Source organism: Kaistia adipata DSM 17808 (assembly GCF_000423225.1).
Taxonomy (GTDB): domain Bacteria; phylum Pseudomonadota; class Alphaproteobacteria; order Rhizobiales; family Kaistiaceae; genus Kaistia; species Kaistia adipata.
The window spans coordinates 267,541-290,007 of the sequence record NZ_AUHO01000010.1 but is presented as its reverse complement, the minus strand read 5'-3'; the positions used below and the strand labels follow the sequence as shown (position 1 = coordinate 290,007).

General features: G+C 66.9%; 20 protein-coding genes. 4 read left to right on the top strand and 16 right to left on the bottom strand.

Annotated features, from left to right (window positions below; translation table 11 throughout):
* Nucleotides 1-63: 63 nt before the first annotated feature.
* The 5 genes from G539_RS0110185 to G539_RS0110165 all read right to left on the bottom strand — a co-directional run bounded on the left by G539_RS0110185 (nt 64) and on the right by G539_RS0110165 (nt 6,294).
* On the bottom strand, nt 64-1,464 hold the full coding sequence (locus tag G539_RS0110185; protein WP_035830949.1) for a glycoside hydrolase family 1 protein: 1,401 nt from the start codon (nt 1,462-1,464) through the stop codon (nt 64-66).
* Nucleotides 1,465-1,586: 122 nt separating this feature from the next.
* On the bottom strand, nt 1,587-2,579 hold the full coding sequence (locus G539_RS0110180; RefSeq protein WP_029075112.1) for an ABC transporter permease: 993 nt from the start codon (nt 2,577-2,579) through the stop codon (nt 1,587-1,589).
* The gene (locus G539_RS0110175) at nt 2,576-3,556 is read right to left on the bottom strand and encodes an ABC transporter permease (protein ID WP_029075111.1); all 981 of its coding nucleotides are present in this window, start codon (nt 3,554-3,556) and stop codon (nt 2,576-2,578) included. The genes G539_RS0110180 and G539_RS0110175 overlap by 4 nt, the downstream gene beginning before the upstream one ends.
* A gap of 11 nt (nt 3,557-3,567) precedes the next feature.
* The gene (locus G539_RS0110170; protein ID WP_029075110.1) at nt 3,568-5,094 is read right to left on the bottom strand and encodes a sugar ABC transporter ATP-binding protein; all 1,527 of its coding nucleotides are present in this window, start codon (nt 5,092-5,094) and stop codon (nt 3,568-3,570) included.
* 72 nt (nt 5,095-5,166) lie between these two features.
* The gene (locus tag G539_RS0110165; RefSeq protein ID WP_035830944.1) at nt 5,167-6,294 is read right to left on the bottom strand and encodes a sugar ABC transporter substrate-binding protein; all 1,128 of its coding nucleotides are present in this window, start codon (nt 6,292-6,294) and stop codon (nt 5,167-5,169) included.
* Nucleotides 6,295-6,691: 397 nt separating this feature from the next.
* On the opposite strand from G539_RS0110165, the gene G539_RS0110160 reads away from it, so the two are divergent.
* Nucleotides 6,692-7,642 (top strand): ring-cleaving dioxygenase, encoded by a 951-nt coding sequence (locus tag G539_RS0110160; protein ID WP_029075108.1) that lies wholly within the window; start codon nt 6,692-6,694, stop codon nt 7,640-7,642.
* Between the two features lie 19 nt (nt 7,643-7,661).
* On the top strand, nt 7,662-8,327 hold the full coding sequence (locus G539_RS0110155; RefSeq protein WP_035830941.1) for an alpha/beta hydrolase: 666 nt from the start codon (nt 7,662-7,664) through the stop codon (nt 8,325-8,327).
* A gap of 61 nt (nt 8,328-8,388) precedes the next feature.
* Here G539_RS0110155 and G539_RS0110150 read toward each other — a convergent pair whose 3' ends face one another.
* From G539_RS0110150 to G539_RS0110125, 6 genes are all read right to left on the bottom strand, one after another.
* Nucleotides 8,389-9,180 carry an SDR family oxidoreductase gene (locus G539_RS0110150; protein WP_029075106.1) on the bottom strand — a complete coding sequence of 264 codons (792 nt, stop codon included), beginning with the start codon at nt 9,178-9,180 and terminating at the stop codon, nt 8,389-8,391.
* The gene (locus tag G539_RS0110145; protein ID WP_029075105.1) at nt 9,180-10,178 is read right to left on the bottom strand and encodes an ABC transporter permease; all 999 of its coding nucleotides are present in this window, start codon (nt 10,176-10,178) and stop codon (nt 9,180-9,182) included. Before G539_RS0110145 ends, G539_RS0110150 begins: the two co-directional genes overlap by 1 nt.
* Before the next feature lie 164 nt (nt 10,179-10,342).
* A complete protein-coding gene (locus G539_RS0110140; RefSeq protein ID WP_029075104.1) occupies nt 10,343-11,389 on the bottom strand; it encodes a sugar ABC transporter substrate-binding protein in 1,047 nt (348 codons plus the stop codon).
* A gap of 62 nt (nt 11,390-11,451) precedes the next feature.
* Entirely contained in the window at nt 11,452-12,255 is an 804-nt protein-coding gene (locus G539_RS24325) for an ATP-binding cassette domain-containing protein (protein WP_035830937.1), read from the bottom strand.
* On the bottom strand, nt 12,252-13,484 hold the full coding sequence (locus G539_RS0110130) for an ROK family transcriptional regulator (protein ID WP_029075103.1): 1,233 nt from the start codon (nt 13,482-13,484) through the stop codon (nt 12,252-12,254). Before G539_RS0110130 ends, G539_RS24325 begins: the two co-directional genes overlap by 4 nt.
* A 283-nt stretch (nt 13,485-13,767) precedes the next feature.
* Nucleotides 13,768-14,184 (bottom strand): DUF3830 family protein, encoded by a 417-nt coding sequence (locus G539_RS0110125; RefSeq protein WP_029075102.1) that lies wholly within the window; start codon nt 14,182-14,184, stop codon nt 13,768-13,770.
* A 250-nt stretch (nt 14,185-14,434) separates the two neighbouring features.
* Between G539_RS0110125 and G539_RS0110120 the strand changes: the two genes are divergently transcribed.
* Entirely contained in the window at nt 14,435-15,913 is a 1,479-nt protein-coding gene (locus tag G539_RS0110120) for a sensor domain-containing diguanylate cyclase (protein ID WP_029075101.1), read from the top strand.
* Between the two features lie 155 nt (nt 15,914-16,068).
* The gene (locus G539_RS0110115) at nt 16,069-16,686 is read left to right on the top strand and encodes a hypothetical protein (RefSeq protein ID WP_029075100.1); all 618 of its coding nucleotides are present in this window, start codon (nt 16,069-16,071) and stop codon (nt 16,684-16,686) included.
* A 93-nt stretch (nt 16,687-16,779) separates the two neighbouring features.
* Here the strand turns inward: G539_RS0110115 and G539_RS0110110 are convergent, their stop codons facing one another.
* The 5 genes from G539_RS0110110 to G539_RS0110090 all read right to left on the bottom strand — a co-directional run bounded on the left by G539_RS0110110 (nt 16,780) and on the right by G539_RS0110090 (nt 22,277).
* The gene (locus G539_RS0110110) at nt 16,780-17,556 is read right to left on the bottom strand and encodes an SDR family oxidoreductase (RefSeq protein ID WP_029075099.1); all 777 of its coding nucleotides are present in this window, start codon (nt 17,554-17,556) and stop codon (nt 16,780-16,782) included.
* A 7-nt stretch (nt 17,557-17,563) separates the two neighbouring features.
* The gene (locus G539_RS0110105; RefSeq protein ID WP_029075098.1) at nt 17,564-18,739 is read right to left on the bottom strand and encodes an enolase C-terminal domain-like protein; all 1,176 of its coding nucleotides are present in this window, start codon (nt 18,737-18,739) and stop codon (nt 17,564-17,566) included.
* Nucleotides 18,740-18,750: 11 nt separating this feature from the next.
* A complete protein-coding gene (araH, locus tag G539_RS0110100) occupies nt 18,751-19,701 on the bottom strand; it encodes an L-arabinose ABC transporter permease AraH (RefSeq protein ID WP_029075097.1) in 951 nt (316 codons plus the stop codon).
* Complete coding sequence (gene araG / locus G539_RS0110095; protein ID WP_029075096.1) at nt 19,701-21,221, bottom strand: L-arabinose ABC transporter ATP-binding protein AraG; 1,521 nt, start codon at nt 21,219-21,221, stop codon at nt 19,701-19,703. Before araG ends, araH begins: the two co-directional genes overlap by 1 nt.
* Nucleotides 21,222-21,293: 72 nt before the next feature.
* The gene (locus G539_RS0110090; protein ID WP_029075095.1) at nt 21,294-22,277 is read right to left on the bottom strand and encodes an arabinose ABC transporter substrate-binding protein; all 984 of its coding nucleotides are present in this window, start codon (nt 22,275-22,277) and stop codon (nt 21,294-21,296) included.
* Between the last annotated feature and the right edge of the window lie 190 nt (nt 22,278-22,467).

Genomic DNA, 22,467 nt, shown 5'->3' with positions numbered 1-22,467 from the left:
CGTCCGGCCGATCCGGGCCATGCCGCCACCGCCGCGCGGGCATCGACGCCGGTGGACCCCTGCTCAGCCGCCGGCCGGCTCGACGCCCCGCGCGATGATTTCGCGATAGGCCTCGAAGCTCCGCTTGGGCGTCCGCTTCTGGCTGTCGAAATCGACATGGACGATGCCGAAGCGGCGGCCATAGCCCTGCAGCCATTCGAAATTGTCGAACAGGCTCCACACCATGTAGCCGCGCAGGTCGACGCCGCTCTCGCGTGCCTTCAGCGCCGCCTCGACATGGCGGCGGATGTAGTTGGCGCGGCGCGGATCGTTGACCGTGTCGCCGTCGATGACCTCGTCGACCGGGCCGAATCCGGCGCCGTTCTCGGTGATGTAGACCGGCGGATTGTCGTAGTCGTCGCGGATGCGCTCGAGCAGCCGGCGAAGGTAATCCGGCCGGACCGGGCCGTTGAAGGCGGCCGGCGCCGGATCCGGGTTGGTCTCCATCCAGTTGATGCCGAGCGGCTTCAGCGGATCGTGGCGGACATAGGCCGGCGCGTAGAAATTGACGCCGAGGAAATCCGGCCTGTTGGCCGCGAGAACAGCCAGATCGGCTTCCGTGACGGTGAACTCGGGATTGAGCGCCTGGATCGAGTTCATCACTTCCACCGGATAGCGCCCCTTGAACAGCGCATCGAGGCACCAGCGGTTGATCACCGCGTCGCCGAGCGCGGCCGAGAGGATGTCGTCCGACTTGCCTGGGTTCTCGGGAATGGTCGGCATCAATGGCAGCGCCACGCCGATCTCGCCGCGATAGCCGGCGGCGCGGTAGTCGCCGATCACCTGCGCATTGGCGAGCAGCCAGTGATGCAGCGCGACCGCCTGGCGGCCATATTGCGCATCGGTGATGGCAAAGGGATCGCCGATCCCCGTCTTGATGTTCTCGACCATCGGCTCGATCAGGAAGAGATCGATGAACGGCTCGTTGAAGGTGATGAACTTCGTCACCTTGGGCCCGAGCGTCTCGCGCACCAGGCTCGCATAGTGGCGGAACCAGGCGACCGATTCCGGATTGTACCAGCCGCCGCGGTCGTCGAGCGCCCGCGGCAGGTCCCAGTGATAGAGCGTGACGACAGGCTCGATCCCGGCCTCGAGGAGGTCGACGACGAATTGCTGGTAATGGGCGACGCCGGCCTCGTTGACCCGCCCCACGCCATCCGGAAGCAGTCGCGACCAGCAGAGCGAGAAGCGGTAGCAGTTGAGCCCGAGCTGTCGCATCAGCGCGATGTCTTGGAGATACTGCTCGCGATCATACGCGTTGATCGCGATGTTGCCGGTTTCCTGCTTGCCGGTGACCGGCTCCGTCGCCCGGTAGACGTTGGTGTAGATGTCCCAGTTCGACAGGCCCTTGCCGTCGGCCTGCCAGGCCCCTTCGACCTGATAGGCGGCGCTCGCCGCGCCCCAGAGAAACTTCGTCGACCCCATGCACGGCGCTCCGCTAGACACCGCCTGCCCGACGGCGACGAGGATACGACGCTCCGAAGGCGGCATCTTTCGGGCGAAACCCGCCGTTCCGCCCGAGCCGGCTCAACAATATCGGGCTGGGGTCAGCTTCGCGCCTTCGCCCCGCGCCCATAGATCAGCAGCATCACGATGATGACGCAGCCATAGATCACCTGGCGACCGGCCTCCGGCATCTGCATCACCGACAGGATCGACTGCAGCAGCGTGATCAGGATGACGCCGGCGATGGTGCCGAGATAGTTGCCGCGGCCGCCGAGAATGTTGGTGCCGCCCAGCACCACCGCCGCGATCGCCGGCAGCAGATAGGCGTCGCCCATGTTCTGGTAGGCCTTGTTGGAATAGCCGGCGAGCAGCACGCCGGCGAAGGCGGCCATGGCGCCGGAAAAGGCGAAGCAGCCGATCAGCACGCGGTTGGTATTGACGCCGGAGAGATAGGCGGCCGATTCGCGGTTGCCGACCGCGTAGACGGCGCGGCCGAACGCCGTGCGCTTCAGGACGTAGATGACGAAGAACCCGGCCAGCGCCCAGACGAACAGCGCATTCGGGATGCCGAACAGGCTGCGCTGGACGGCAAGGAAATGCATCGCCCGCGTCGCCTGGTCCTGTGGCGCGAAACCGCCGGTGTGCAGCACCATCAGGCCCTGCACGACCGCGTTCATGCCGAGCGTGAAGATCATCGACGGCAGGCGCAGATAGGCGACGCCGAGGCCGTTCAGCGTGCCGATGAAGGCGCCGCAGAGCACGCCGAAGGGAATGCAGAGCCAGACGCCCGCCGCCCCGCCCCAGCCGACCATGGCCGTCGCCATCATCGCGCCCAGCGTCACCACCCAGGGGATCGACAGGTCGATATGACCGAGCAGGATCACCATCATCGCGCCCGACGCGATGATGCCGAGGAAGGCGCCGACCTGCAGCTGCTGCAGCAGGTATTCCGGCGACAGGAAGGCCGGCGAATAGAGCGCGCCGGCGGCGAGGATCAGAAGGATGCAGCCGAAGGCGATCGCCACCGAGCGATCGACGCCGAGGCGGCCGGCCAGGCTCGGGCCCCTCGCGGCCCCCGTATCGACGCCGGTCACGTGAGCAGCTCCAGACGGTTGCGGACGCGCAGGATGCGGAAGGCGCCGAGGCTGACGGCCGCGAGCAGCACGACGCCCTGGAACAGCGGCTGCCACAGCGGCGGCAGGTCGAAGACGAACAGGAGGTCTTCGATCGTGCGCAGCACGAAGGCGCCGAAGATGGAGCCGATGGCAGAGCCCCAGCCGCCGAACAGCGAGGTACCGCCGATGACGACGGCCGCGATCGAGTTCAGCGTGTAGGAGCCGGCGATCGGCGCCGAGGCCTCGCCCGAATAGGTGTTGAAGGTGAGCATCAGCCCGCCGACCGAGGCGAGAAGGCCGGCGAGCGTATAGGCGAGCAGCTTCGCCCGCTGCACCGGCACGCCCGACATGTAGGCCGCCTGCTCGTTCGATCCGACGGCATAGGCGGCGCGCCCGAGCACGGAGCGGCGATACGGGATCCAGACCACGAGCACCACGGCGGCGAGCACGACCAGCGCCGCCGGCACCACGCCGAATACCTGGCCGGTCAGCAGGTCGGCGATGTCCGACTGCACGTCGCCGCCCGGGCTCGGCCGGATGAACAGCGCGATGCCGTAATAGACCGCCCCCGTCGCCAGCGTCGTGATGATCGGCTGCAGCCGGCCCCAGACGACGATGGCGCCGTTGACGAAGCCAGCCAGCGCGCCGATGGCGAGCACGGCGACGATGCCGACGAGCCCCTCGCCGACCGTGCCGACCACGATCGCCGAGGCGATGCAGTTGGTCATCACGAACACCATGCCGACCGAAAGATCGAGGCCGCGCGTCAGAACGGGGAGCGTCTGCGCCATGGCGACGAGGGCGAGCAGCACCGCCTTGTTCGCCGCCGTGGTGGCGACGGCGGGCGTCAGGCCGGCGCTGTGGTTCGAGACGTAGAGGGTGAACATCACGGCGAACAGCACAGCCGCCGTCAGCACGCCCGCATTGTGGGCGATCCAGTACCGCCCGTTGCTCACCGCGCCCGCGCTCATGCCGCCTTCTCCATGGCGTCGATGTTGAGCGCGCTCTGCAGCAGGTTGCGCTCGGTGAGCGCCGCGCCGGCGAGCTCGCGCCGGATGCGGCCGTCATAGACGACGAGCACGCGGTCGCAGCAGCCGATCAGCTCGGCATAATCGGTCGAATAGAACAGGATCGCAGCCCCCTGGTTCGCCAGCTCCCGCATCAGCCGGTAGATCTCCTGCTTGGTGCCGACATCGATGCCGCGCGTCGGATCGTTCAGGAGGATGATGCCGGGCGCCGTCATCAGCCATTTCGCCAGCACGACCTTCTGCTGGTTGCCGCCCGAGAGCGCCGAGACGGGCGCATCGAGATCCGGCGTCTTCACGCGCAGCCGTTCGACCATGTCGTTGACGGCGGCGCTCTCCTTGTCGGCGTCGATGCCGAAGCGGCCGAGCAGGCGCGGCAGCGCGGCGAGCGTCATGTTGTCCCGGACGCTCATCGGCAGCATCAGGCCCTCGGTCTTACGATCCTCGGGAATCAGCGCCATCGGCAGCGGCGCATGCATCGCCTTGCGCGGACCGTTGAGCGCGATCGGCTTGCCGTCGACGGCGACGCTGCCGGACATCCCCTTCAGCACGCCGAACAGGCCGAGCAGCAATTCGCGCTGCCCCTGGCCGTCCAGCCCGCCGAGGCCGACGATCTCGCCGCGCTTCAGCTCGAAGGAAACGTCCTGGATCTCGCGGCCCCAGGTGAGATTGGCGGCCTTGAGGGCCACCGGCGCATCGGGCTTCGGCGCCGGCTTGTCGGGATATTGATGCGTCACCTCGCGGCCGATCATCATCTCGATGATGGCGTCGACCGAGCGCTCGCCCTTGTTGAAGGTCTCGATCCGGCGGCCGTTGCGGAAGACCGTCGCGGTGTCGGCGAGCGCCTCGATCTCGCGCATGCGGTGCGAGACATAGAGAATGCCGACGCCGGATGCCTTCAGCTCGCGGATGATCGCATAGACACGCTCGACATCGTCGGCGGTCAGCGCCGAGGTCGCCTCGTCGAGGATCAGGATGCGCGGATCGCGGCCAAGCGCCTTGGCGATCTCGACCATCTGCCGGCGCGACAGCGGCAGGTCGCGCACCAGCTCGAGCGGATGCACGTCCTCGCAGCCGACGCGCTTCAGGAGCGCGCGGGCGCGGGCGCGCTGGGCGCCGGCATCGATCATGCCGCCCCATTTCGGCGGGTCGACGATGGAGAGGTTGTCGGCGACGGTGAGCTCCGGCAGCAGCGACAATTCCTGGAACACGCAGACCACGCCGGCGCGCATCGCCTCGGTCGGGTTGCGAAACCGGACCGGGCGGCCCTCGATCAGGACCTCGCCATCGCTCGGATCGGTAACGCCCGAAGCGATCTTGATCAGCGTCGACTTGCCGGCGCCGTTTTCTCCCAGCACGGCCTGGATCTCGCCGGGATAGACGGAAAAATCGACTTCCGTGAGCGCGGCGACGCCGCCATAGCGCTTCGAGATGCGCTTCAATTCGAGATAAGGCTTCCGGTCAGACAAGGCATCGACCCACGCAAGAAGAAACGGAATCCGTCTGGCGGGCACGGGGCCCGCCAGACGGATGGAACGCGACTACTGGTTCTCTTTGCTCTGCCCCATGATTTCCTGGGCCGTGAAGTTGATGCCACAGCTCGGGAAGGCGTTGCCGACGAAGAAATTGTCGGATTCCTTGGAGTAGAAGTTCACGCCGTCCTTGAAGTCCGGGTCCTTGTCGATGGCGAACGGCAGCTCGATCGACTGCGGCACGACATTGCCTTCCAGCGCCTCGATCGCCGTCTTGATGGCGACCGCGACCTGGGCGGGGCCGCTGCCGGCCGAGACGCATTTCAGGCCCTCGCCGGAGTGCTCGGCGCAAAGCTTGCGGAAGCCGTTCTCCGTCTCGCCGCCAACCGGCACGAAGGGATGGCCGGCGTCCATCAGCGCGCGGACCGTGCCGGTCGAGCCGCCCTGGACGGTGACGCCATCGAACTTCTTGTGCACGGCGATGGCGTCGGCCGCCACCTTCTGCGCGGTGCCGTCATCCCAGCGGCCGATGACCTCGACGGTCTCGAACTTCTTGCCGGACTTGGCGAGGACTTCCTGGATGCCCTCGTGGCGGTCGCGGTCGACCGAGGTGCCGGTGACGCCGCGAACCTCGAGCAGCTTGCCGCCCTGGGGCAGGTGGTCGACCATCCACTGGCCCCAGAGCTCGCCGAGGCCCTTCTGGCTGACATTGACGTTGATCGCCTCGTCGGTGTCGAGCGTGTTGTCGAAGGCGACGAGCACGACGCCGGCCGCCTTGGCGCGCTTGATCACCGGCTTGAACGAGGTCGGGTTCTGGGCGTTGACGACGATCGCGTCGTAGCCTGAATTGATGAAATTATCGACGGCGGCGATCTGGGCGGCGACGTCGTCACCGGTCGAGACGACCTTGAACTCCTTCAGCTTCGCCTTGACGTCAGGCTGCTCGGCATAGGCCTTGGCGGTCTGGATCATCTGAATGCGCCAGGTATTGCCGATGAAGCCGTTGGCCAGCGCGATGCGGTACGGACCTTCCTTCTTCGGAAACTTGAAGAACTTGGTGTCCGCCGTCCACGGCTTGAAGCAGTTGGGGTCGTTGCTCGGACCCGGGACGATCTCGGGACCGGCGGCATGCGCCGCGGTTGCCAGCGCGCCGACGGCGATCGTCGTCGCCAGAAGCTGCCGAATAAGCTTCGCCATGTTGTATCCTCCCTAGACGTTCTTTTGCCTGACCGGCGGCCCTGCACCCCTCCGTGCCGGCCGTCGCGAGCGGTTGCATCCCAAGAATGAGCCCGTTTCCGGACAAGGGCGCCCATCATATCTGAGATATCTAAATCCCTTATCGAGTCGCGGCGCCTCGCGCACGCAAAATGCGTCCGGCCCGGGCAAACGTCCAGAACTTCTTTGCACGGACGCGCCGATACCAGAGATACCCCTACGGCATCCGATATTTTATACTTGTTCCAAGGAAGAGCACGACGAAGGCGGCACGCCGCGATTGTCCATTCTCCGGAGACAGCCTTATTCTGGTGCGGGCGATTGAGTTTCCGCGGCAGAAAGCCATTTTCAGGCCAACGCACTCACTGGAGAGAACGTCATGGACCTGCAGCTCGGTGGATTCCACCATCTCACCGCGATCACGGCCGACGCGCCGGGCAATCTCGCCTTCTACACGAAGGTGCTCGGCCTGCGCCTGGTCAAGAAGACCGTCAACCAGGACGACACCAGCGCCTACCACCTCTTCTATGGCGACGGCGAGGCGACCCCGGGCTCGGACATCACCTTCTTCGACTGGCCGGTCGGCCCGGCGCGGCGCGGCACGCATTCGGTCGTCCGCACCGGCTTCCGCGTTGACGGCAACAGCCTTGGCTGGTGGCGCGACCATCTGCGCGCCAAGGGCGTGAAGGCCGGCGACGTCACCGATCTCGGCGGCCGCCAGGGCCTCGTCTTCGAAGATCCGGAAGGCCAGCGCCTGTCACTGGTCGACAACGGCCCGGTCACCGCCGCCCGCCCCTGGGAACGGAGCACCGTGCCGGCCGAGCATCAGATCCTCGGTCTCGGCCCGATCATGATGAGCGTGCGCGACCTGGCGCCGACCGAGATGGTGCTGACTCGCGTCATGCACATGAAGAAGGTGCGCGACTATCCGCAGAGCGCGATCTCGAACAACCATGTCCACGTCTACCAGATGGGCAATGGCGGTCCGCAGGCGGAACTGCACGTCGTGGTCGAGCCGGACGCGCCGACGGCGCGCGAGGGCGCGGGCGGCGTGCACCATGTCGCCTTCCGCACGCCGGACTATGACAGCCTGCGGCTCTGGGCCGAGCGGGTGCGCGATTTCCGCATCGGCTCGAGCGGCGAGGTCGAGCGCTACTACTTCCGTTCGCTCTATTTCCGCGAGCCGAACGGGGTGCTGTTCGAGATTGCCACGGATATCCCCGGCTTCACCGCAGACGAACCGATGGAGACGCTCGGCGAGCATCTGTCGCTGCCGCCCTTCCTCGAGGGCCGTCGCCAGTCGATCGAAGACAATCTGAAGCCGCTCTGACGGCAGGAAGCAGACGATCATGACCATCGAAAGGATGCGGGGCTCCGGCCCCCACTCCGGACAGCGCATCCTCAGCGCCGGCGCGCCGCTCGCCGGCGCGCGGGGCGCCGTCATCACCCTGCACGGCCGCGGCGCCTCGGCCGACGACATCATCGGCCTCGCCGACCATCTCGGCCAGGACGACGTCGCCTATTTCGCCCCGCAAGCGACGGGCTCGGTCTGGTATCCGCAGCGCTTCATGGAGCCGCGGGCACTGAACGAGCCCTGGCTCGGCTCGGCGCTCAGCGTGGTGCACGCCCTCGTCGACGACATCGTCGAGGCGGGCATCGGCCGCGACCGCATCGTGCTGCTCGGCTTCTCGCAGGGCGCCTGCCTGGCGCTCGAATCGGTCGCCCGCAAGCCCGGCCGCTATGGCGGCGCGGTGGGCCTGAGCGGCGGGCTGATCGGCGCCGAGGGTGAGCTCTGGAATGGCGGCGACGATCTCGACGGAACCCCTGTCCTGCTCGGCTGCGCCGAGCGCGACTTCCACATTCCGATCGAGCGGGTCCAGGAGTCGGCGGCGCGCTTCAGCAAGGCCGGCGCGCTGGTGACGACACGGATCTACCAGGGCTCGGCGCATGGCGTGAACGCCGACGAGATCGCGCTGACGACGGCGATGCTCGACCGGCTCGGCGAGATCGCCTGAGCCAAGAAAAAGCCCCGCCCCGGCAAGGCCGGGACGGGGCTGAAGCTTCCGCGCGCACAAATCATTCCGGCGTGATGCGGAAATCCTTGCTCTCCGGCAGGGTCTGGCCGCCATCGACGATGATCGTCGTGCCGGTGATGTAGGCCGCCTCGTCCGAGGCGAGGAACAGCGCCGCGTTGGCGATGTCGTCCGGCGTGCCGAGACGGCCGAGCGGGATCGAATCCTCCATGCCCTTGATAAAGGCGGCGCTACGGCCGGCCTTCATGCCCTCGGTCAGGATGTTGCCCGGTTCGATGCCGTTGACGGTGATCCCGTAGCCGGCGAACTCGATCGCCGCCGACTTGATGAAGCCGTTGATGCCCGCCTTCGAGGCCGCGTAGTGGCCATGGCCGGGGCTGCTCACGCGCGGTCCGGTGATCGACGAGGTGAACACCATGCGGCCATAGCCCTTGGCCTTCATAGCCGGCAGGGCGGCGCGCGCCACCAGGAAGGTGCCGCGCAGATTGACGCCGAGCACGGCGTCCCATTCCTCCGGCTCGATGTTCTCGATCAGCGTCCAGGGATAGATACCGGCGTTCTGCACGACGATGTCGATGCCGCCGAAATGCGTCACCACCTCGGCGACGGCCCGCTCCGCGTCGGCCTTCTGGGAGATGTCGGTCACGATGAAGCGCACCCTGTCCTCGCCGCCGAGGCCGCCGGCGAAGGCGCGGCCGGCCTCCGCCTCGGTGTCGGCGATGACGACGCGCGCGCCTTCCGCCACGAAGCGAGCGGCGATGGCGCCGCCGATGCCGCGCGCGCCGCCGACGACGAGGGCCGTGCGACCGGCGAGACGTTGGGTCTGGGTGCTCATCAGGCGAGCCTCTTTCTAATGCTGAGCTTCATGGTGTCGAGCAGCACGGCGACCAGGACCATGCCGCCCTGGATCAGCTGCGTGAAATGCGCGGGCATGCCCATCAGGTTGATCGCCGTCTGGATCGAGGCGAGCAGCAGCACGCCGGCATAGACGCCGGGCAGGCTGCCGACGCCGCCCTTCAGGCTGACGCCGCCGATGACGACCGCCGCGAAGGTCTGGAACAGCATGCCGACGCCGAGATTGGCGGTCGCGCCCGAGGTGCGGATGGCGAGCAGCCAGCCGGCGAGGCCGGCAATGGCGCCGGCGAGCACGAAGGTGGTGGCCGTCAGGCGGTCGACCTTGATGCCGGCGCGATAGGCGGCGGTCGGATTGCCGCCGATCATCAGCAGATGGCGGCCGAACGGCGTGCGGTTCAGGATGAAGGCGAAGACCAGCGTCGCGAGGATCGCGATCCAGGCCATCAGCGGGATCTGCAGGAAGCGCTCGACGGCGAGGAAGCGGAGTTCGCCGGGCAGTTCCTGCGCCGAGCGGCCGCCCGAGAGCGCGACGACGAGGCCGCGGCCCCAGATATAGGCTGCCAGCGTGACGATGAAGGAGTTCATCTTCAGCCGGACGACGAAGAAGGCGTTGCTCGCGCCGACCGCCGCGCCGACCGAGAGCGCGATCGCGAGCGAGATCGGCACCACCAGCCAGGCCGGCGTGAAGCCGAAGCCGAGGCCGACGCCGGACTTCGCGAACAGGATGCCGACCACCATCGCCGCGAGCGCCATGACCGACTCGATCGAGAGGTCCATGTAGCCGGCGATGATCAGGAGCGACAGGCCGATCGCCAGCGTGCCGACGAAGGTGGATTGCTCGACGATGTTGGCGAAGATGCCGATCTGGAAATAGTTCGGGATCGTCAGCGAGAACACCGTCAGCACGGCGATGAGGATGAACCAGACGAGGTGATCGAGGACGAACTCGATCACGGCCCGGCGATTGGACGAGACCATGAAACGGCTCCGGGTGTTGCGGCGGCGGCAGACGGGCTCAGGGCGCCGAAGGGGCGCGGAGCAGCCGTCTCGAGCTGTCTCCGGCCGTCGGCGTCACGCCGTCCGGCACGGAGAGGCAATCGCCGTCCCGGCCAAAGAGCCGGGACGGCGGGCGTTTCAGGTCGTTACTCGACCGACTTCACCGGGGCTTCCGGGGTCTTCATGTTGCCCCAGAAGCGCGGATCGTCGATGTTGTCCTTGGTGATCGCGGCGCCCGGGATCTTGATGTTCGGACCCCAGTCCTCGATCGTCATCACGCCTTCGAGGCCGAGCACGTCATAGGTGCCGGGCTTGATCTCCTGCTTGTTGACGATCTTGTCGGCGAACATCGCCAGCGCGGCGGCCTGGGCGAACAGCGGCTGCTCGACCTCGACCTGCTGCCAGCCCTTGCGGATCAGGTCGAGACCGACAGGCGCGCCGTTCGACGAGACGAGCAGGACCTCGCCCGGCTTCTTGCCGGCCGCTTCAAGCGACGCCACGGCGGCGACCGAGAGATGCGCGGCGTGGACGAAGATCAGGTCGATGTCGGGATTGGCGAGCAGCTGGTCAGCGACCACCGAACCGGCGTTCGACGCTTCCCACTGCATGGCCGGATGCGAGATGATGGTGACGTCCGGGAACGCCTTCATCTTCTCCTCGAAGCCCTTCTGGATGTCGAGCGTGTAGGGATCGCCGGGGTCGCCCATGACCTGCAGCACCTTGCCCTTGACGCTGCCGTTCTTCTCCTTGAGCAGGCGCTCGATCTCGGCGGCGGCGACATGGCCGATCTCGATCGTGCCGGCGACCGAGGTCAGGTCGCTCTTGGTCGAGGTGATCTGGCGGTCGAACTGCATGACCGGGATGCCGGCGGCGCGGGCCGCCTCGATCTGCGGCTTCAGCGCGTTGAAGTCGACGGCGGCGAGCACGATCGCCGACGGCTTCAGGGCGATGACGTCATTCATCTGGCCCTGCTGGACGTCGGTCTTGTTGTCGGCGTTGAGCGCGACCGTCTCGTAGCCGACATCCTTCATGAACTTGGTGATCGCCGTCACCGAACCGGTCTGGAATTCGTCCAGAAGGGTCGGCACCAGGTAGTAGATCTTGCCCTTGTCGGCGGCCCAGGCGGCCGGCGTCAGGAAGGTTGCGGCGCCGAGCACGACGGCCCCCGCCAGAACACCCATCAATCGCTTCATTTCATGGCTCCCTCAGCTGGTAAGCATGGTCTGGAAGTCGCGGTTTCGGCCTGTTGACCGGCCTATGCCGCTGGTTGGGCTTGACCATTCTCACGGTCGGCATTCCGCGCGCGGCCGCCCAGTGCCTCGCCGGTAATCAGTTGCACGATCTCGTCGGCGGTCGTGTCCTCGCGGCGGACGTCGCCGGCGACCTTGCCCTGACGGATGACCACCATCCGATCCGCGACCTGGAAGGCCTGGCTCATGATGTGGGTGATGAAGATGACGCCGATGCCCTGGTCGGCGATGCGGCGGATCAGGTCGAGGCCGCGCCGCGTCTGCTCGACGCCGAGCGCCGCGAACGGCTCGTCGAGCAGCACCAGCTTGCCGCCCCAGTGGACGAAGCGGTTCAATTCGATCGCCTGGCGCTGGCCGCCGGAGAGATGCTCGACATTGGTGCGGAGCGACGGAATCTTGGTGCCGGCGTCGGCCAGCGCCTTGGCGACCACCGCCTCCATCGCCTTTTCCTGCAGCACCGGGATGCCGAGATACTTCTTCACGATCTCGCGGCCCATGAAGAAGTTGGCGACGACGTCGACATTGGTGCAGAGCGAGAGGTCCTGGTAGACGGTCTCGATTCCCGCCGCCTTGCCGTCGGCCGGCGAGGTGAAGTGGCGCTCGGCGCCGTCATAGATGATCCGCCCGGAGCTCGGCTCCAGCCCGCCCGAGATCATCTTCACGAGCGTCGACTTGCCGGCGCCGTTGTCGCCGAGCAGCGCCACGACCTCGCCGCGCCCGATGTCGAACGAGATGTCGCGCAGCGCCTGGATCGCGCCGAAGCTGCGGGAGATGTTTTCAAGCCGCAGGAGCGGCGCTTCGGTGGTCATGCTGCTACCTCTTTCTTGCTCGGGCCGGCCATGATCGGATCGCGCTCGGTGCGCTCCTCTTCGCCGGCGAAGAGGAGGCCGAACCGGGGCGACAGCACGCCGGAAATGGCGAGCGCGGCGGAGCCGCGCATGACGGCATCCTTGCCGTCGGTGGAGAGCAGCAGCCGCGGCGAGGTTCGCCCGCTGCGCTCGGCGACGGAATGCATCAGCGGCTCGGTCGCGGCGAACAGACGACGCAGCAGCGCCTCGGAGACGAAGCCCGAGATGACGATGCCGTCGGGATCGAACAGGTTCTCGATCGTGGCGATCGCCCGCCGCAGCACCGGCGCGATCTCGGCGATCCAGGCCTCGACGATGTCGGGATGGTCCTCCAGCGCCGTCTCGACCCGCGCCTTGGGATCGACGGCCTTCAGGCGGCGATCGAGCGCCTCCTGCGACACGTAACGCTCCAGGCAGCCCCGGTTGCCGCATGGGCAGAGATCGCCGTCCGGCACGAGCGGGATGTGGCCGATCTCGCCGGCATTGCCATGCGCGCCGAGCAGCACGTTGCCGCCATGCACCATGGCGCCGCCGAAGCCGACACCGACATAAAGGTAATAGAAGGAATGAAGATCGCGGCCCTTGCCATAGAGGCGTTCGCCCAGCGCCGCGGCGCTCGGCTCGGTGCCGACGAAGGCCGGAAGCCCGGTCATCGCCGTGAGGCGGCCGCCGACGTCGACGCCCTTCCAGCCCTCGAGCGTGGTCGGGCCGACGAAACTCATCGACTCGACATCGTTCGGACCCGGCATGGCGACGCCGATGCCGAGCATCCGCCCTTCCGGCCGGAGCGCCCGCATCTCGTCGATCAGGATCTCAAAGATCTCGAAGGAAGGCTCCGGCGTTACCGGCGCGAGCGCGTGATAGCGGCTGCCGACGATGTCGCCGGCGAGATTGACGAGCGCCGCGCCGATGCCGATCGGCGTCACATGCAGGCCGATGGCGAAGCCGCCCTCGGGATTGAGCATCAGGCTGGTGCGCGGCAGACCCCTGCCCTTGGGCGGCTCGCGCACGCCCATGACGAAGCCCTGCAGCTCGAGTTCGCGGATGATGGTGGAGACGGTCTGGACGGTGAGCCCCACTTCGCGGGCGATGTCGCCACGCGCAATCGGAGCCTGCTGACGGATCGTCTCCAGCACGATCCGCCTGTTGTAGGGCCGCCCGAACTCCTGGTTGGTTCCGCGCAGGACCATGTCCGCTCCCGTTTCGTTACCTCCACGTTAGCCCAAGGATTTATTCAGTCAAATGGATTTCGATAATCGCCCCGGCACAGCCGGAACGCGCAGGGTGGCCGTGCGCAACCCTGTGGACAAGCTGTTTGCAGGATGGGGAAAAGACGGTGGAGCGGCTGTGGAGCACCGGTGGAAAAGCGGCGCCATTCGCATGCCCTCGACGCGGCCGCGGCCGGAGCCGGGATCGGCAAGAGCCGGGACGGAAGCCCCGGCCGGCGCGACGCCGGCCGGGAAAGGACGGAGATCAGTCCGCCAGTTCGAACAGGATGTCCTGCGCGCCCTTCCAGAGCGTCAGCTTGCCGAGCGCGACGATGTTCTCGAGCCCCTCGGTGATGGTCAGGAAATGGTTGCCCGACAGCTGGCCGACCTTGGACGAGAAGCACACGCCGCCATAGGCGAGCAGGATCTCGGTCTCGCTGACGCCGCCGGGATAAACGATAATCTGGCCGGGCGCCGGATGGCTGGTGTTATTCTCGTAGCCGATGCCGAGGTCGAGATCGCCGAGCGGGATCCAGCAGCCCTCGCCGCTCCAGCGCACATGGATGATCTTCTCGCGATACGGCAGCAGCTTCTTGAACATGGCGCAGGTCTTGGGCGCCAGCTCCTCCTCGAACCTGCCGTAGAAGGTGTACGGGCCGGCGGTGATCTTGATCTTCGTCATTCGAGCTCGTTGTCCTTGGTTCGCGTGCATCGGCTGGGCGGCGGGACCCCGCATCGGCCCGGCTTCCGACGCCGATCATGGCAGCTTCCGCGACCAGCGTCATGCCTGCCGCGTGCTCTTCCCCATCCGGGCCGCCCCTCGCCTTCTGGTGGCACGTTGACAAACCTGCACCAAGTTCCGCAACGGCGATGGCGGAGAGGGCGCGAACAGGCTAGCCTGACGCCAAAGAGCGAATGACCGGATCGACCGAATGACATGTGAGCCGAGTACCGACGGCCAGCTTTTCGACATCGCGCCGGTGTCGCTCTGGGAAGAGGATTACAGCGGCCTGAAGGACCTTTTCGACGGCTGGCGCGCCGCCGGTGTCGTCGATCTGGAGGCGTATCTGCGCGCCGACCTCTCCCGGGTCACGCTCTGCTCCAGCCACATCCGGCTGCTGCGCGTCAACCGCAAGACCCTGGCCCTGCTGGAGGCGGACGATCTCGACCATCTCGCCGCCAATCTGGACCAGGTGTTCCGCGACGACATGCTGGACACCCATATCGCCGAGCTGGTGCAGCTCTGGAACGGCGAGACGACCTTCACCAGCCTGACGACCAACTACACGCTCACCGGCCGCCGCCTCGACATCCTGCTGAAGGGCACCATCGTCCCCGGCCACGAGGCGAGCTGGAACCGCGTGCTGGTGGCGATCGAGGACGTCACCGAGCGGGAGACGGCGCGACGGGCCCTCCTGCGCAGCGAGGAATATGCCCGCGGCCTGTTCCACCATTCGCCGATCTCGCTCTGGGTCGAGGACTTTTCCCGCGTGAAAAGCCTGATCGACGAGATCCGGATGATCGGCATCGTCGATTTCCGCGTCTTCACCGACGTGCACCCGGAATTCGTCACGCGCTGCATGAGCGAGATCCGCGTCATCGACGTCAATCGCCACACGCTCGAGCTCTTCGCGGCGCCCGACAAGACGACGCTTCTGAAGCGGCTCGGCGACATCTTCCGCGACCAGATGAACCGCCATTTCCGCGAGCAACTGATCGACCTCTGGGAGGGCAAGCTGTTCCAGCAGCGCGAAGTCGTGAATTACGCGCTCGACGGCAGGGAATTGCATCTGCATCTGCAGTTCTCGGTGCTGCCCGGCCATGAGCGCGACTGGTCGCTGGTCCAGGTGGCGCTGACCGACATCACGGCGCGCAAGGCGGCCGAGGCCTATCTCGAATTCCTCGGCCAGCACGACGTGCTGACCAAGCTCTACAACCGCGCCTTCTATGTCGACGAACTGAACCGCCTGCAGCGGAACGGGCCGATGCCGGTCACCGTCATCATCCTCGACCTGAACGGCCTCAAGGCCGCCAACGACCAATGGGGCCACGCCGCCGGCGACGAGCTGCTGCGCCGCGTCGGCGAAGTGCTCGGCAAGCTGGTGACGCAGCCCCATCACGCCGCCCGCATCGGCGGCGACGAGTTCGCCGTGCTCCTGCCCGGCGCCGACGAGCAGGCGGCCGAGAAAACCGTCGAGGACATCCGCCGCCTCGTAGAGCTCAACAACCAGTTCTATTCGGGCATGGTGTTGAGCCTCTCGATCGGTGCCGCCACCAGCCTGCCGGGCGAGCCGCTCGAGGACGTCGTCAAGCGCGCCGACGCCCGCATGTACGAGGAAAAGCACCGCTTCTACGGCATGACGCCGCGGGAGCGCCGCCGCGCCGCGGCCCATCTCGGCGCCGGCGAATAGCCGGCGGGTGGCGCGAGAGCCCGGCCGTCACATGACTGACGGTCATGGTGTCACATACCCTGTTGCACATTGGACGATGCGAAGGCCGATGTGGTGATGTAATCAGGACGCCGGTACAACCGGCGATCGTTCGACCGCGTAATCGAGGAATTGAGATGACCCAGACTGGCCCGGACAGCAAGGACGGCAACATCGGCTATCAGGAGCGTGAGGCGGTCGCCGTGTTCGACAGCGAGGCTGCCCTCAACGCGGCCGTCGACGCGCTGATGCAGTATGGCCTGCGCCAGGAAGACATGAGCGTCCTCGCGGCCACCGAATCGCTCGCTTCGACGAAGTCGCTCGAGGACAAGGACGACGTCGCGCGGGCGAGCTACGTAACCTCGGATTCCCGCGTCGAAGGCGCAGCCGCCATGACCGGCGGTCCGGCCCTCGTCACCGGCCTCGGCGCCGCGCTCGTCGCCGGCACGGCCGGCATCGCGCTGATCCCGGCGCTGGCCCTGACGATCGGCGGCACGCTGGCCACCGGCTCGGCCGGCTTCGTCCTGTCGCGCGTCTTCGGCCGCAAGCATGCGGCGGCGATCCACCAGCAGCTCGCCAATGGCGGCCTTCTGCTCTGGGTGCACACGCCGGACGCCAAGGACGATGCCAAGATCCTCGACATCCTGAAGCAGAATGGCGGCCGCGACGCGCATGTCCACACCGTGCACCGCAGCTGGGGCGTCGACGACGTGCCGTTCAGCGCCGACCAGCCGGATCCGCTGCTGAAGCTCTAAGGGCACTTTCCCGAGCCCGGCCCTTCATCGACAGAGAAGGGGCCAGGCGTTGGATAGAGATGCACGGCCGGCCCCTGGGGCCGGCCGTTTTCGTCAGTCGTGATAGACGACCGAACGACCGCCATCCATGGTCAGCACCGAACCGGTGCTGAAGGCGGACTCGTCGCTGGCCAGGAACACCGCCGCATGCGCGACCTGCTCGGGCGTGCCGATGCGGCGGAGCGGGATCAGCCCCTCGACGCGGGCCCGCGCCGCGGCGGGATCGGGAAACTCCGCCAGCCAGTCCTTGACCTTGTCGGTCTCGATATAGCCGGGCGCGATCGCATTGATGCGGACGCCCTGCGGCGCATAGTCGACGGCGAGCGAGCGCGTCAGCCCGAGCAGGCCGTGCTTGGCGACCGGATAGGGGAACGTGCCCGGAATGATCGAGAAGGCGTGCGTCGAGGCGATGTTGACGATCGACCCCTGCCCCGCCGCGATCATGCCCGGCAGGACGGCGCGGATCATGTGCCAGGCGCCTTCGAGGTTGACGGCCATGCAGCGCCGCCACTCCTCGTCCGCGAGCTCCAGCGGATCGGCGAAGACGTTGATGCCAGCATTGTTGACCAGCACGTCGACCCGGTCGTAGCGCGCCTTCACGATCGCAACGGCCGCCTCGACCGAGGCGCGCTCGCCGATATTGGCTTCCGCCGTGACGAGGGTGGCGCCCTCGGCCGCGAGTTCCGCCGCGAAGGCGGCGAGCGCCTCCGCGTCGATGTCGATCAGCCCGAGCGAGGCCCCCTCTGCGGCGAAACGGCGGGCGATCGCCGCACCGATGCCGCGCGCGGCCCCGGTGATGATGGCGACCTTGCCTTCCAGGCGTCCAGCCATGGCGAACCTACCAGTCGACGATGGTGCCGTCGGGCATGACGGCGTCGCGGGTCGGGAACGGCTCCTGCTTCCAGGGATGCTTGGCCGCGACGGCGAGATCGACCTCGACGCCGAGGCCCGGCGCCTGCGGCACCTGCCAGGCGCCGTCGACGCGCTCGATCGGACCCTGCACCACCTCGAAATACCACGGCACGGCGCCGGTCATCTCTTCCTGGATGATGACGTTCGGCGTGGCGACGTCGAAGTGCAGCGCCGCGACGCCGGCGATCGGCCCGAGCGGATTGTGCGGGGCAAGCCCGATGCCGGCCACCTCGGCGAGCGCCGCAATGCGCCGCGCCTCGCTGAAGCCGCCGCAATGGCAGAGATCCGGCTGGGCGACGGTCATCGTCCGCGCCTCGATATAGGGCGCGAATTCGGCGGCGCTGGTCAGGCGTTCGCCATGGGCGATGGCGACCGGCGACGCGTCGGCGATCACCTTCATCGAAGCGACGTCGCCGGGCGGGATCGGCTCCTCGGCGAACATCACGTTGAACGGCTCGAGCGCCCGCAGATAGGAGAGCGCGGCGCCGGCCGAGGCGCAGCGGCCGTGGAAATCGACCATCAGCTCGATCTCGGGACCGATCGCCTCGCGCAGCGCGCCCATGCTCTTGACGAAATCGTCGATCGCCGAGGGCGTCGCCGTGTAGTGGGTATAGGGCACGTTGACGACCTTCATCGCCTTGTAGCCCTGCTCCTTGACGGCGAGGCCACGCTCGACCAGCGAGGAAGCGTCCATCGAGTTGTAGACGGCGTCCATCTGGCCGAGGCCGAGATGGGTGTAGATCGGCACGCGGTCGCGCACCTTGCCGCCGAACAGCCGCCAGACCGGCACGTCGAGCGACTTGCCGAGGATGTCCCAGAGCGCCATCTCGATACCCGACAGCGCGGTCATGCCGATGACGCCGAGCGGCTGCCAGAAGCCGTGCTTCTTCATCGCCCTGACGGCATATTCGATGTCGCGCGGGTCGAGGCCGAGCAGGATCGGCTCAAGGTCGGCGATGGCGCCGACGATGGCGCGCGCCTTCCATTCCAGCGTCGCCTCGCCCCAGCCATAGAGGCCCGGCTGGTCAGTCAGGACGCGGACGAACACCCAGTTCCGCATCTCGGCATTGACGACATGCGTCTCGATCTTGGTGATCTTCATTCTGTCAGTTCCTAGCGGCGGCCGAGCGAGCGGGAGCGCAGATTGTCGAGCAGAACCGCCATCAGGAGGATCAGGCCGCGCACCACATACTGGTAGAAGGCCTGGATATTGAGCAGGTTCATGACATTCTCGGCAATGCCCATGATCAGCACGCCGACGATGACGCCGGTCATCGCCGCGCGGCCGCCGGCGAGCGACACGCCGCCGAGCACGCAGGCCGAGATCACGGAGAGCTCGAGGCCGGTCGCCGCGTTGGGCTGGCCGGAGGTGATGCGCGAAGCGAGCAGGATGCCGGCGATGGCGCAGACCAGGCCCTGCAGCGTGAAGATCCAGATCCGCATCCAGTCGACATTGACGCCGGCAAGGCGCGAGGCCTCCGGATTGCCGCCGATGGCGAGCGTGTTGCGACCGAACACGGTGCGGTTCAGGACGAAGCCGAAGATGCAGAACAGCGCGCCCATCACCCAGATCGGCGTCGGCACGCCGAGGAACTTCGACAAAGCGAGCTGGTAGAACGACGCATCGTTGATGCCGACGGCGCGGCCATCCGACGAGATCAGGGCCAGGCCGCGGACGATCTGCATCGTCGCGAGCGTGGTGATCAGCGCGTTGATCTTCAGCTTGGCGATGACGACGCCGTTGACGAAGCCGACGAAGGTGCCGAAGCCGACGGCGATCAGCAGGCCGAGCGGGATCGAGCCGGTCGCGTTCGAGGCCATGACCGCGACCATGCCGGTGAAGGCGACGATCGAGCCGACCGAAAGGTCGAAGTCACGCGAGGCCAGGCAGAACATCATGGTGCAGGAGACGATGCCGATCGTCACCACCGACTGCAGCAGGCCGAGCATGTTGCGCTCGGTGAGGAAGTTCGGGACGGTCAGCGACACCACGGCGAAGGCGATGGCGAAGATGACGACGAGGCCCTGCTCGCCGAGCAGGATTCGCTTCAGGGAACCGGTCATCAGGAAACCTTCTTGATTGCTTCCGCCGCAGAGCGGTCCGGCAAGGCTGCCGCGAGAATGGTGCGTTCGTTGAAATCGGCGCGATCGAAGGTGGCAGCGATGCTGCCGCCGCACATGACGGCGATTCGATCGGAGATGCCCATCACTTCCGGCAGCTCGCTCGACACCACGACGATGGCGAGGCCGCTCTCGGCCAGCGAATAGAGCAGCTCGTAGATCTCCGACTTGGCGCCGACGTCGATGCCGCGGGTCGGCTCGTCGACGATCAGGACGCGGACGTCGGTCTCGGCCAGCCAGCGGGCCAGGATGACCTTCTGCTGGTTGCCGCCCGAGAGATTGACGATGTCCTGCTTGCGCGACGGCGTGCGGATGCGGAGACTCCTGATGAAGCCATCGGCCAGCGCCGCTTCCTTGCCGAGATTGAGGATGCCGAGCGGCGAGAAATGACGCCGCGCCGAGATGGCGATGTTGTCCGAGACCGAGCGGCCCTGGACGATGCCGTCGAACTTGCGGTCCTCGGGGCAGAGCACGAGGCCGGCACGGATCGACTGGCGCGGATCGCTGGGCGCGACCGGCTTGCCGTCGATGGCGACGCTGCCGGCATGGCGATGATCGGCGCCGTAGACGAGGCGCATCAGTTCGCTGCGGCCGGCGCCGACCAGGCCGAAGAAGCCGAGGATCTCGCCCTTGCGCGCCTCGAAACCGACCGGGTTCGGCAGGCGGGAGCCGGTGATGCCCTCGACCTTCAGGCGGACGTCGCCGACGTCGCGGCCGCGCCAGCCCCAGATATCGCTGATCTCGCGGCCGACCATCTCGGAGACGATCTGGTCGCGCGTGACGCCTTCCATGCTGGCATGGTGGGCGGCGAGCTTGCCGTCGCGCAGAACCGTGACGCCGTCGCAGAGGCGGAACACCTCGTCGAGGCGGTGCGAGATGTAGAGGATGACCTTGCCCTGCTCGCGCAGCCGCTCGATCAGCGTGAACAGGATCTCGCTCTCGCGCGAGGAGAGCGACGAGGTCGGCTCGTCCAGCGCGATGACGCGGGCGTCGAGCATCACCGCCTTGGCGATCTCGATCATCTGGCGCTCGCCGATGGACAGCGCCGCGACCTTGGTGCGCGGGTCGACGTCGACGCCGATCTCCTTCAGCTTGCTGCCGACATCGGCGACGAGCTCGCGAAAGCTGATGACGCCGGCCTTGGCCGGGAAATGGCCGAGCCGCAGGTTCTCGGCGACGGAGAGTTCCGGCACCAGCTGCAGTTCCTGGTGCACGACGGTGACACGCGCCGCGAAGGCGTCGCGGGTCGAATGGAAATGCTGGACGACGCCATCGATGCGGATCTCGCCCTCGTCGGCGCGGATGTCGCCCGACAGGATCTTGATCAGGGTCGACTTGCCGGCGCCATTCTCGCCCATCAGGCCGTGCACCCGACCCTTGGCGACGCCAAACGAGATTCCCGACAGCGCCCGGACACCCGGGTAGCTCTTGGAAATGTTGGAGAATTCTAGAAAGTCAGTCATGTGCGACGCTCCCCCCGCAAACGAGAACCGGCGGCGGACAGGTCCGCCGCCGGGTGATCGAGGCCGGGCGAATTACTCGATGCCGAGGTCCTTGCGGACGGCTTCGTAGTTGTCGCGCAGCGCCAGCTGGCCGGCGGTGAGCGTCAGCGCCGGCGGCGCCTTGTCGTTGGCGATCCAGTCATACATGTTGATCGCCGTCTCGTAGCCGTGACGCTTCGGCGAGATGATGACGGTGCCGACGAAGCCGGTCGGATCCGCCTTCTTGAACTCGTTGATCGCCGATTCCGCGCCGCCGATGCCGATGGCGATGACGTTGGCGGCCGGAATGCCGACGCTTTCCGTGGCGCGGACGGCACCGAGTGCGGCCTCATCGTTCAGGCCGAAGGCGACCCAGTTCTTGATGTCGGCATGCTTGTTGAGCACGACCGTGGCGGCGTTGAGCGCGGCCTCGGTGTCGGTCTTGGCCTGCGGCGCGTCGAAGATGTTCTCGGCCGGGAAGCCGGACGCCTTCAGGGCGGCGATGGCGCCGTCGACGCGATCGACGGCGGTCGGCAGCTGGTCATAGGAGACGCGGATGGCGCCGACGGTCTTCGGATCCCAGCCGCGCTTCTTGATCTCGGCGGCGATCGCCTCGCCGACGGCCTCGCCGATCTTGGTCGCGGAGATGCCCATATGCGGCACGTCCTCGAGCGGCTTGCCATCGGCGTCGACCAGGCGGTCGTCGACGGTCATCAGCTTGAGGTCATTGGCGGCCGCCTTGGCGACGATGCCGGGGCCGAGCTTGACGTCCGGCGTGCAGACGATGAAGCCCTGCGCGCCCTGGGCGCCGAGATTATCGATCGCCGACTGCAGCTTCTCGCCGTCCTCGGCGCCGATCTTGACCAGGGTGAAGCCCTTCTCCTTGGCCGCGATCTCGGCGAACTTCCACTCGTCCTGGAACCAGGGCTCTTCCGGCTGCTTGACGACGAAGCCGATCTTGACGTCCGCCGCATAGGCTGACGACAGGGCGATCATCACGGCCGCGCCGGCCATGACGGCACTCTTCCAAAGACGCATTTGTCTCACTCCCACGAGAAAAATTGCCCACCGCACCCAGCGGCAGTGTCTGACCCATATTTCCAATAATCATACTCGTCAACGCTCTTGTATGATTAATCTAGAACGGGATTACACCCTTGATCCCGGCGCGAGTGCATGGGATTGGCTTCTGGTAGCCAATGCGCGTTCCAGCGACGCCCAAGCCGAG

Coding starts and splice junctions, on each gene's coding strand:
- G539_RS0110145 (WP_029075105.1), bottom strand. CDS start 10,178: ATGGTCTCGTCCAATCGCCGGGCCGTGATCGAGTTCGTCCTCGATCAC.
- G539_RS0110090 (WP_029075095.1), bottom strand. CDS start 22,277: ATGCGTCTTTGGAAGAGTGCCGTCATGGCCGGCGCGGCCGTGATGATC.
- G539_RS0110185 (WP_035830949.1), bottom strand. CDS start 1,464: ATGGGGTCGACGAAGTTTCTCTGGGGCGCGGCGAGCGCCGCCTATCAG.
- araG (WP_029075096.1), bottom strand. CDS start 21,221: ATGACTGACTTTCTAGAATTCTCCAACATTTCCAAGAGCTACCCGGGT.
- G539_RS0110110 (WP_029075099.1), bottom strand. CDS start 17,556: ATGGCTGGACGCCTGGAAGGCAAGGTCGCCATCATCACCGGGGCCGCG.
- G539_RS0110115 (WP_029075100.1), top strand. CDS start 16,069: ATGACCCAGACTGGCCCGGACAGCAAGGACGGCAACATCGGCTATCAG.
- G539_RS0110165 (WP_035830944.1), bottom strand. CDS start 6,294: ATGGCGAAGCTTATTCGGCAGCTTCTGGCGACGACGATCGCCGTCGGC.
- G539_RS0110140 (WP_029075104.1), bottom strand. CDS start 11,389: ATGAAGCGATTGATGGGTGTTCTGGCGGGGGCCGTCGTGCTCGGCGCC.
- G539_RS0110160 (WP_029075108.1), top strand. CDS start 6,692: ATGGACCTGCAGCTCGGTGGATTCCACCATCTCACCGCGATCACGGCC.
- G539_RS0110125 (WP_029075102.1), bottom strand. CDS start 14,184: ATGACGAAGATCAAGATCACCGCCGGCCCGTACACCTTCTACGGCAGG.
- G539_RS0110155 (WP_035830941.1), top strand. CDS start 7,662: ATGACCATCGAAAGGATGCGGGGCTCCGGCCCCCACTCCGGACAGCGC.
- G539_RS24325 (WP_035830937.1), bottom strand. CDS start 12,255: ATGACCACCGAAGCGCCGCTCCTGCGGCTTGAAAACATCTCCCGCAGC.
- G539_RS0110150 (WP_029075106.1), bottom strand. CDS start 9,180: ATGAGCACCCAGACCCAACGTCTCGCCGGTCGCACGGCCCTCGTCGTC.
- araH (WP_029075097.1), bottom strand. CDS start 19,701: ATGACCGGTTCCCTGAAGCGAATCCTGCTCGGCGAGCAGGGCCTCGTC.
- G539_RS0110105 (WP_029075098.1), bottom strand. CDS start 18,739: ATGAAGATCACCAAGATCGAGACGCATGTCGTCAATGCCGAGATGCGG.
- G539_RS0110120 (WP_029075101.1), top strand. CDS start 14,435: ATGACATGTGAGCCGAGTACCGACGGCCAGCTTTTCGACATCGCGCCG.
- G539_RS0110130 (WP_029075103.1), bottom strand. CDS start 13,484: ATGGTCCTGCGCGGAACCAACCAGGAGTTCGGGCGGCCCTACAACAGG.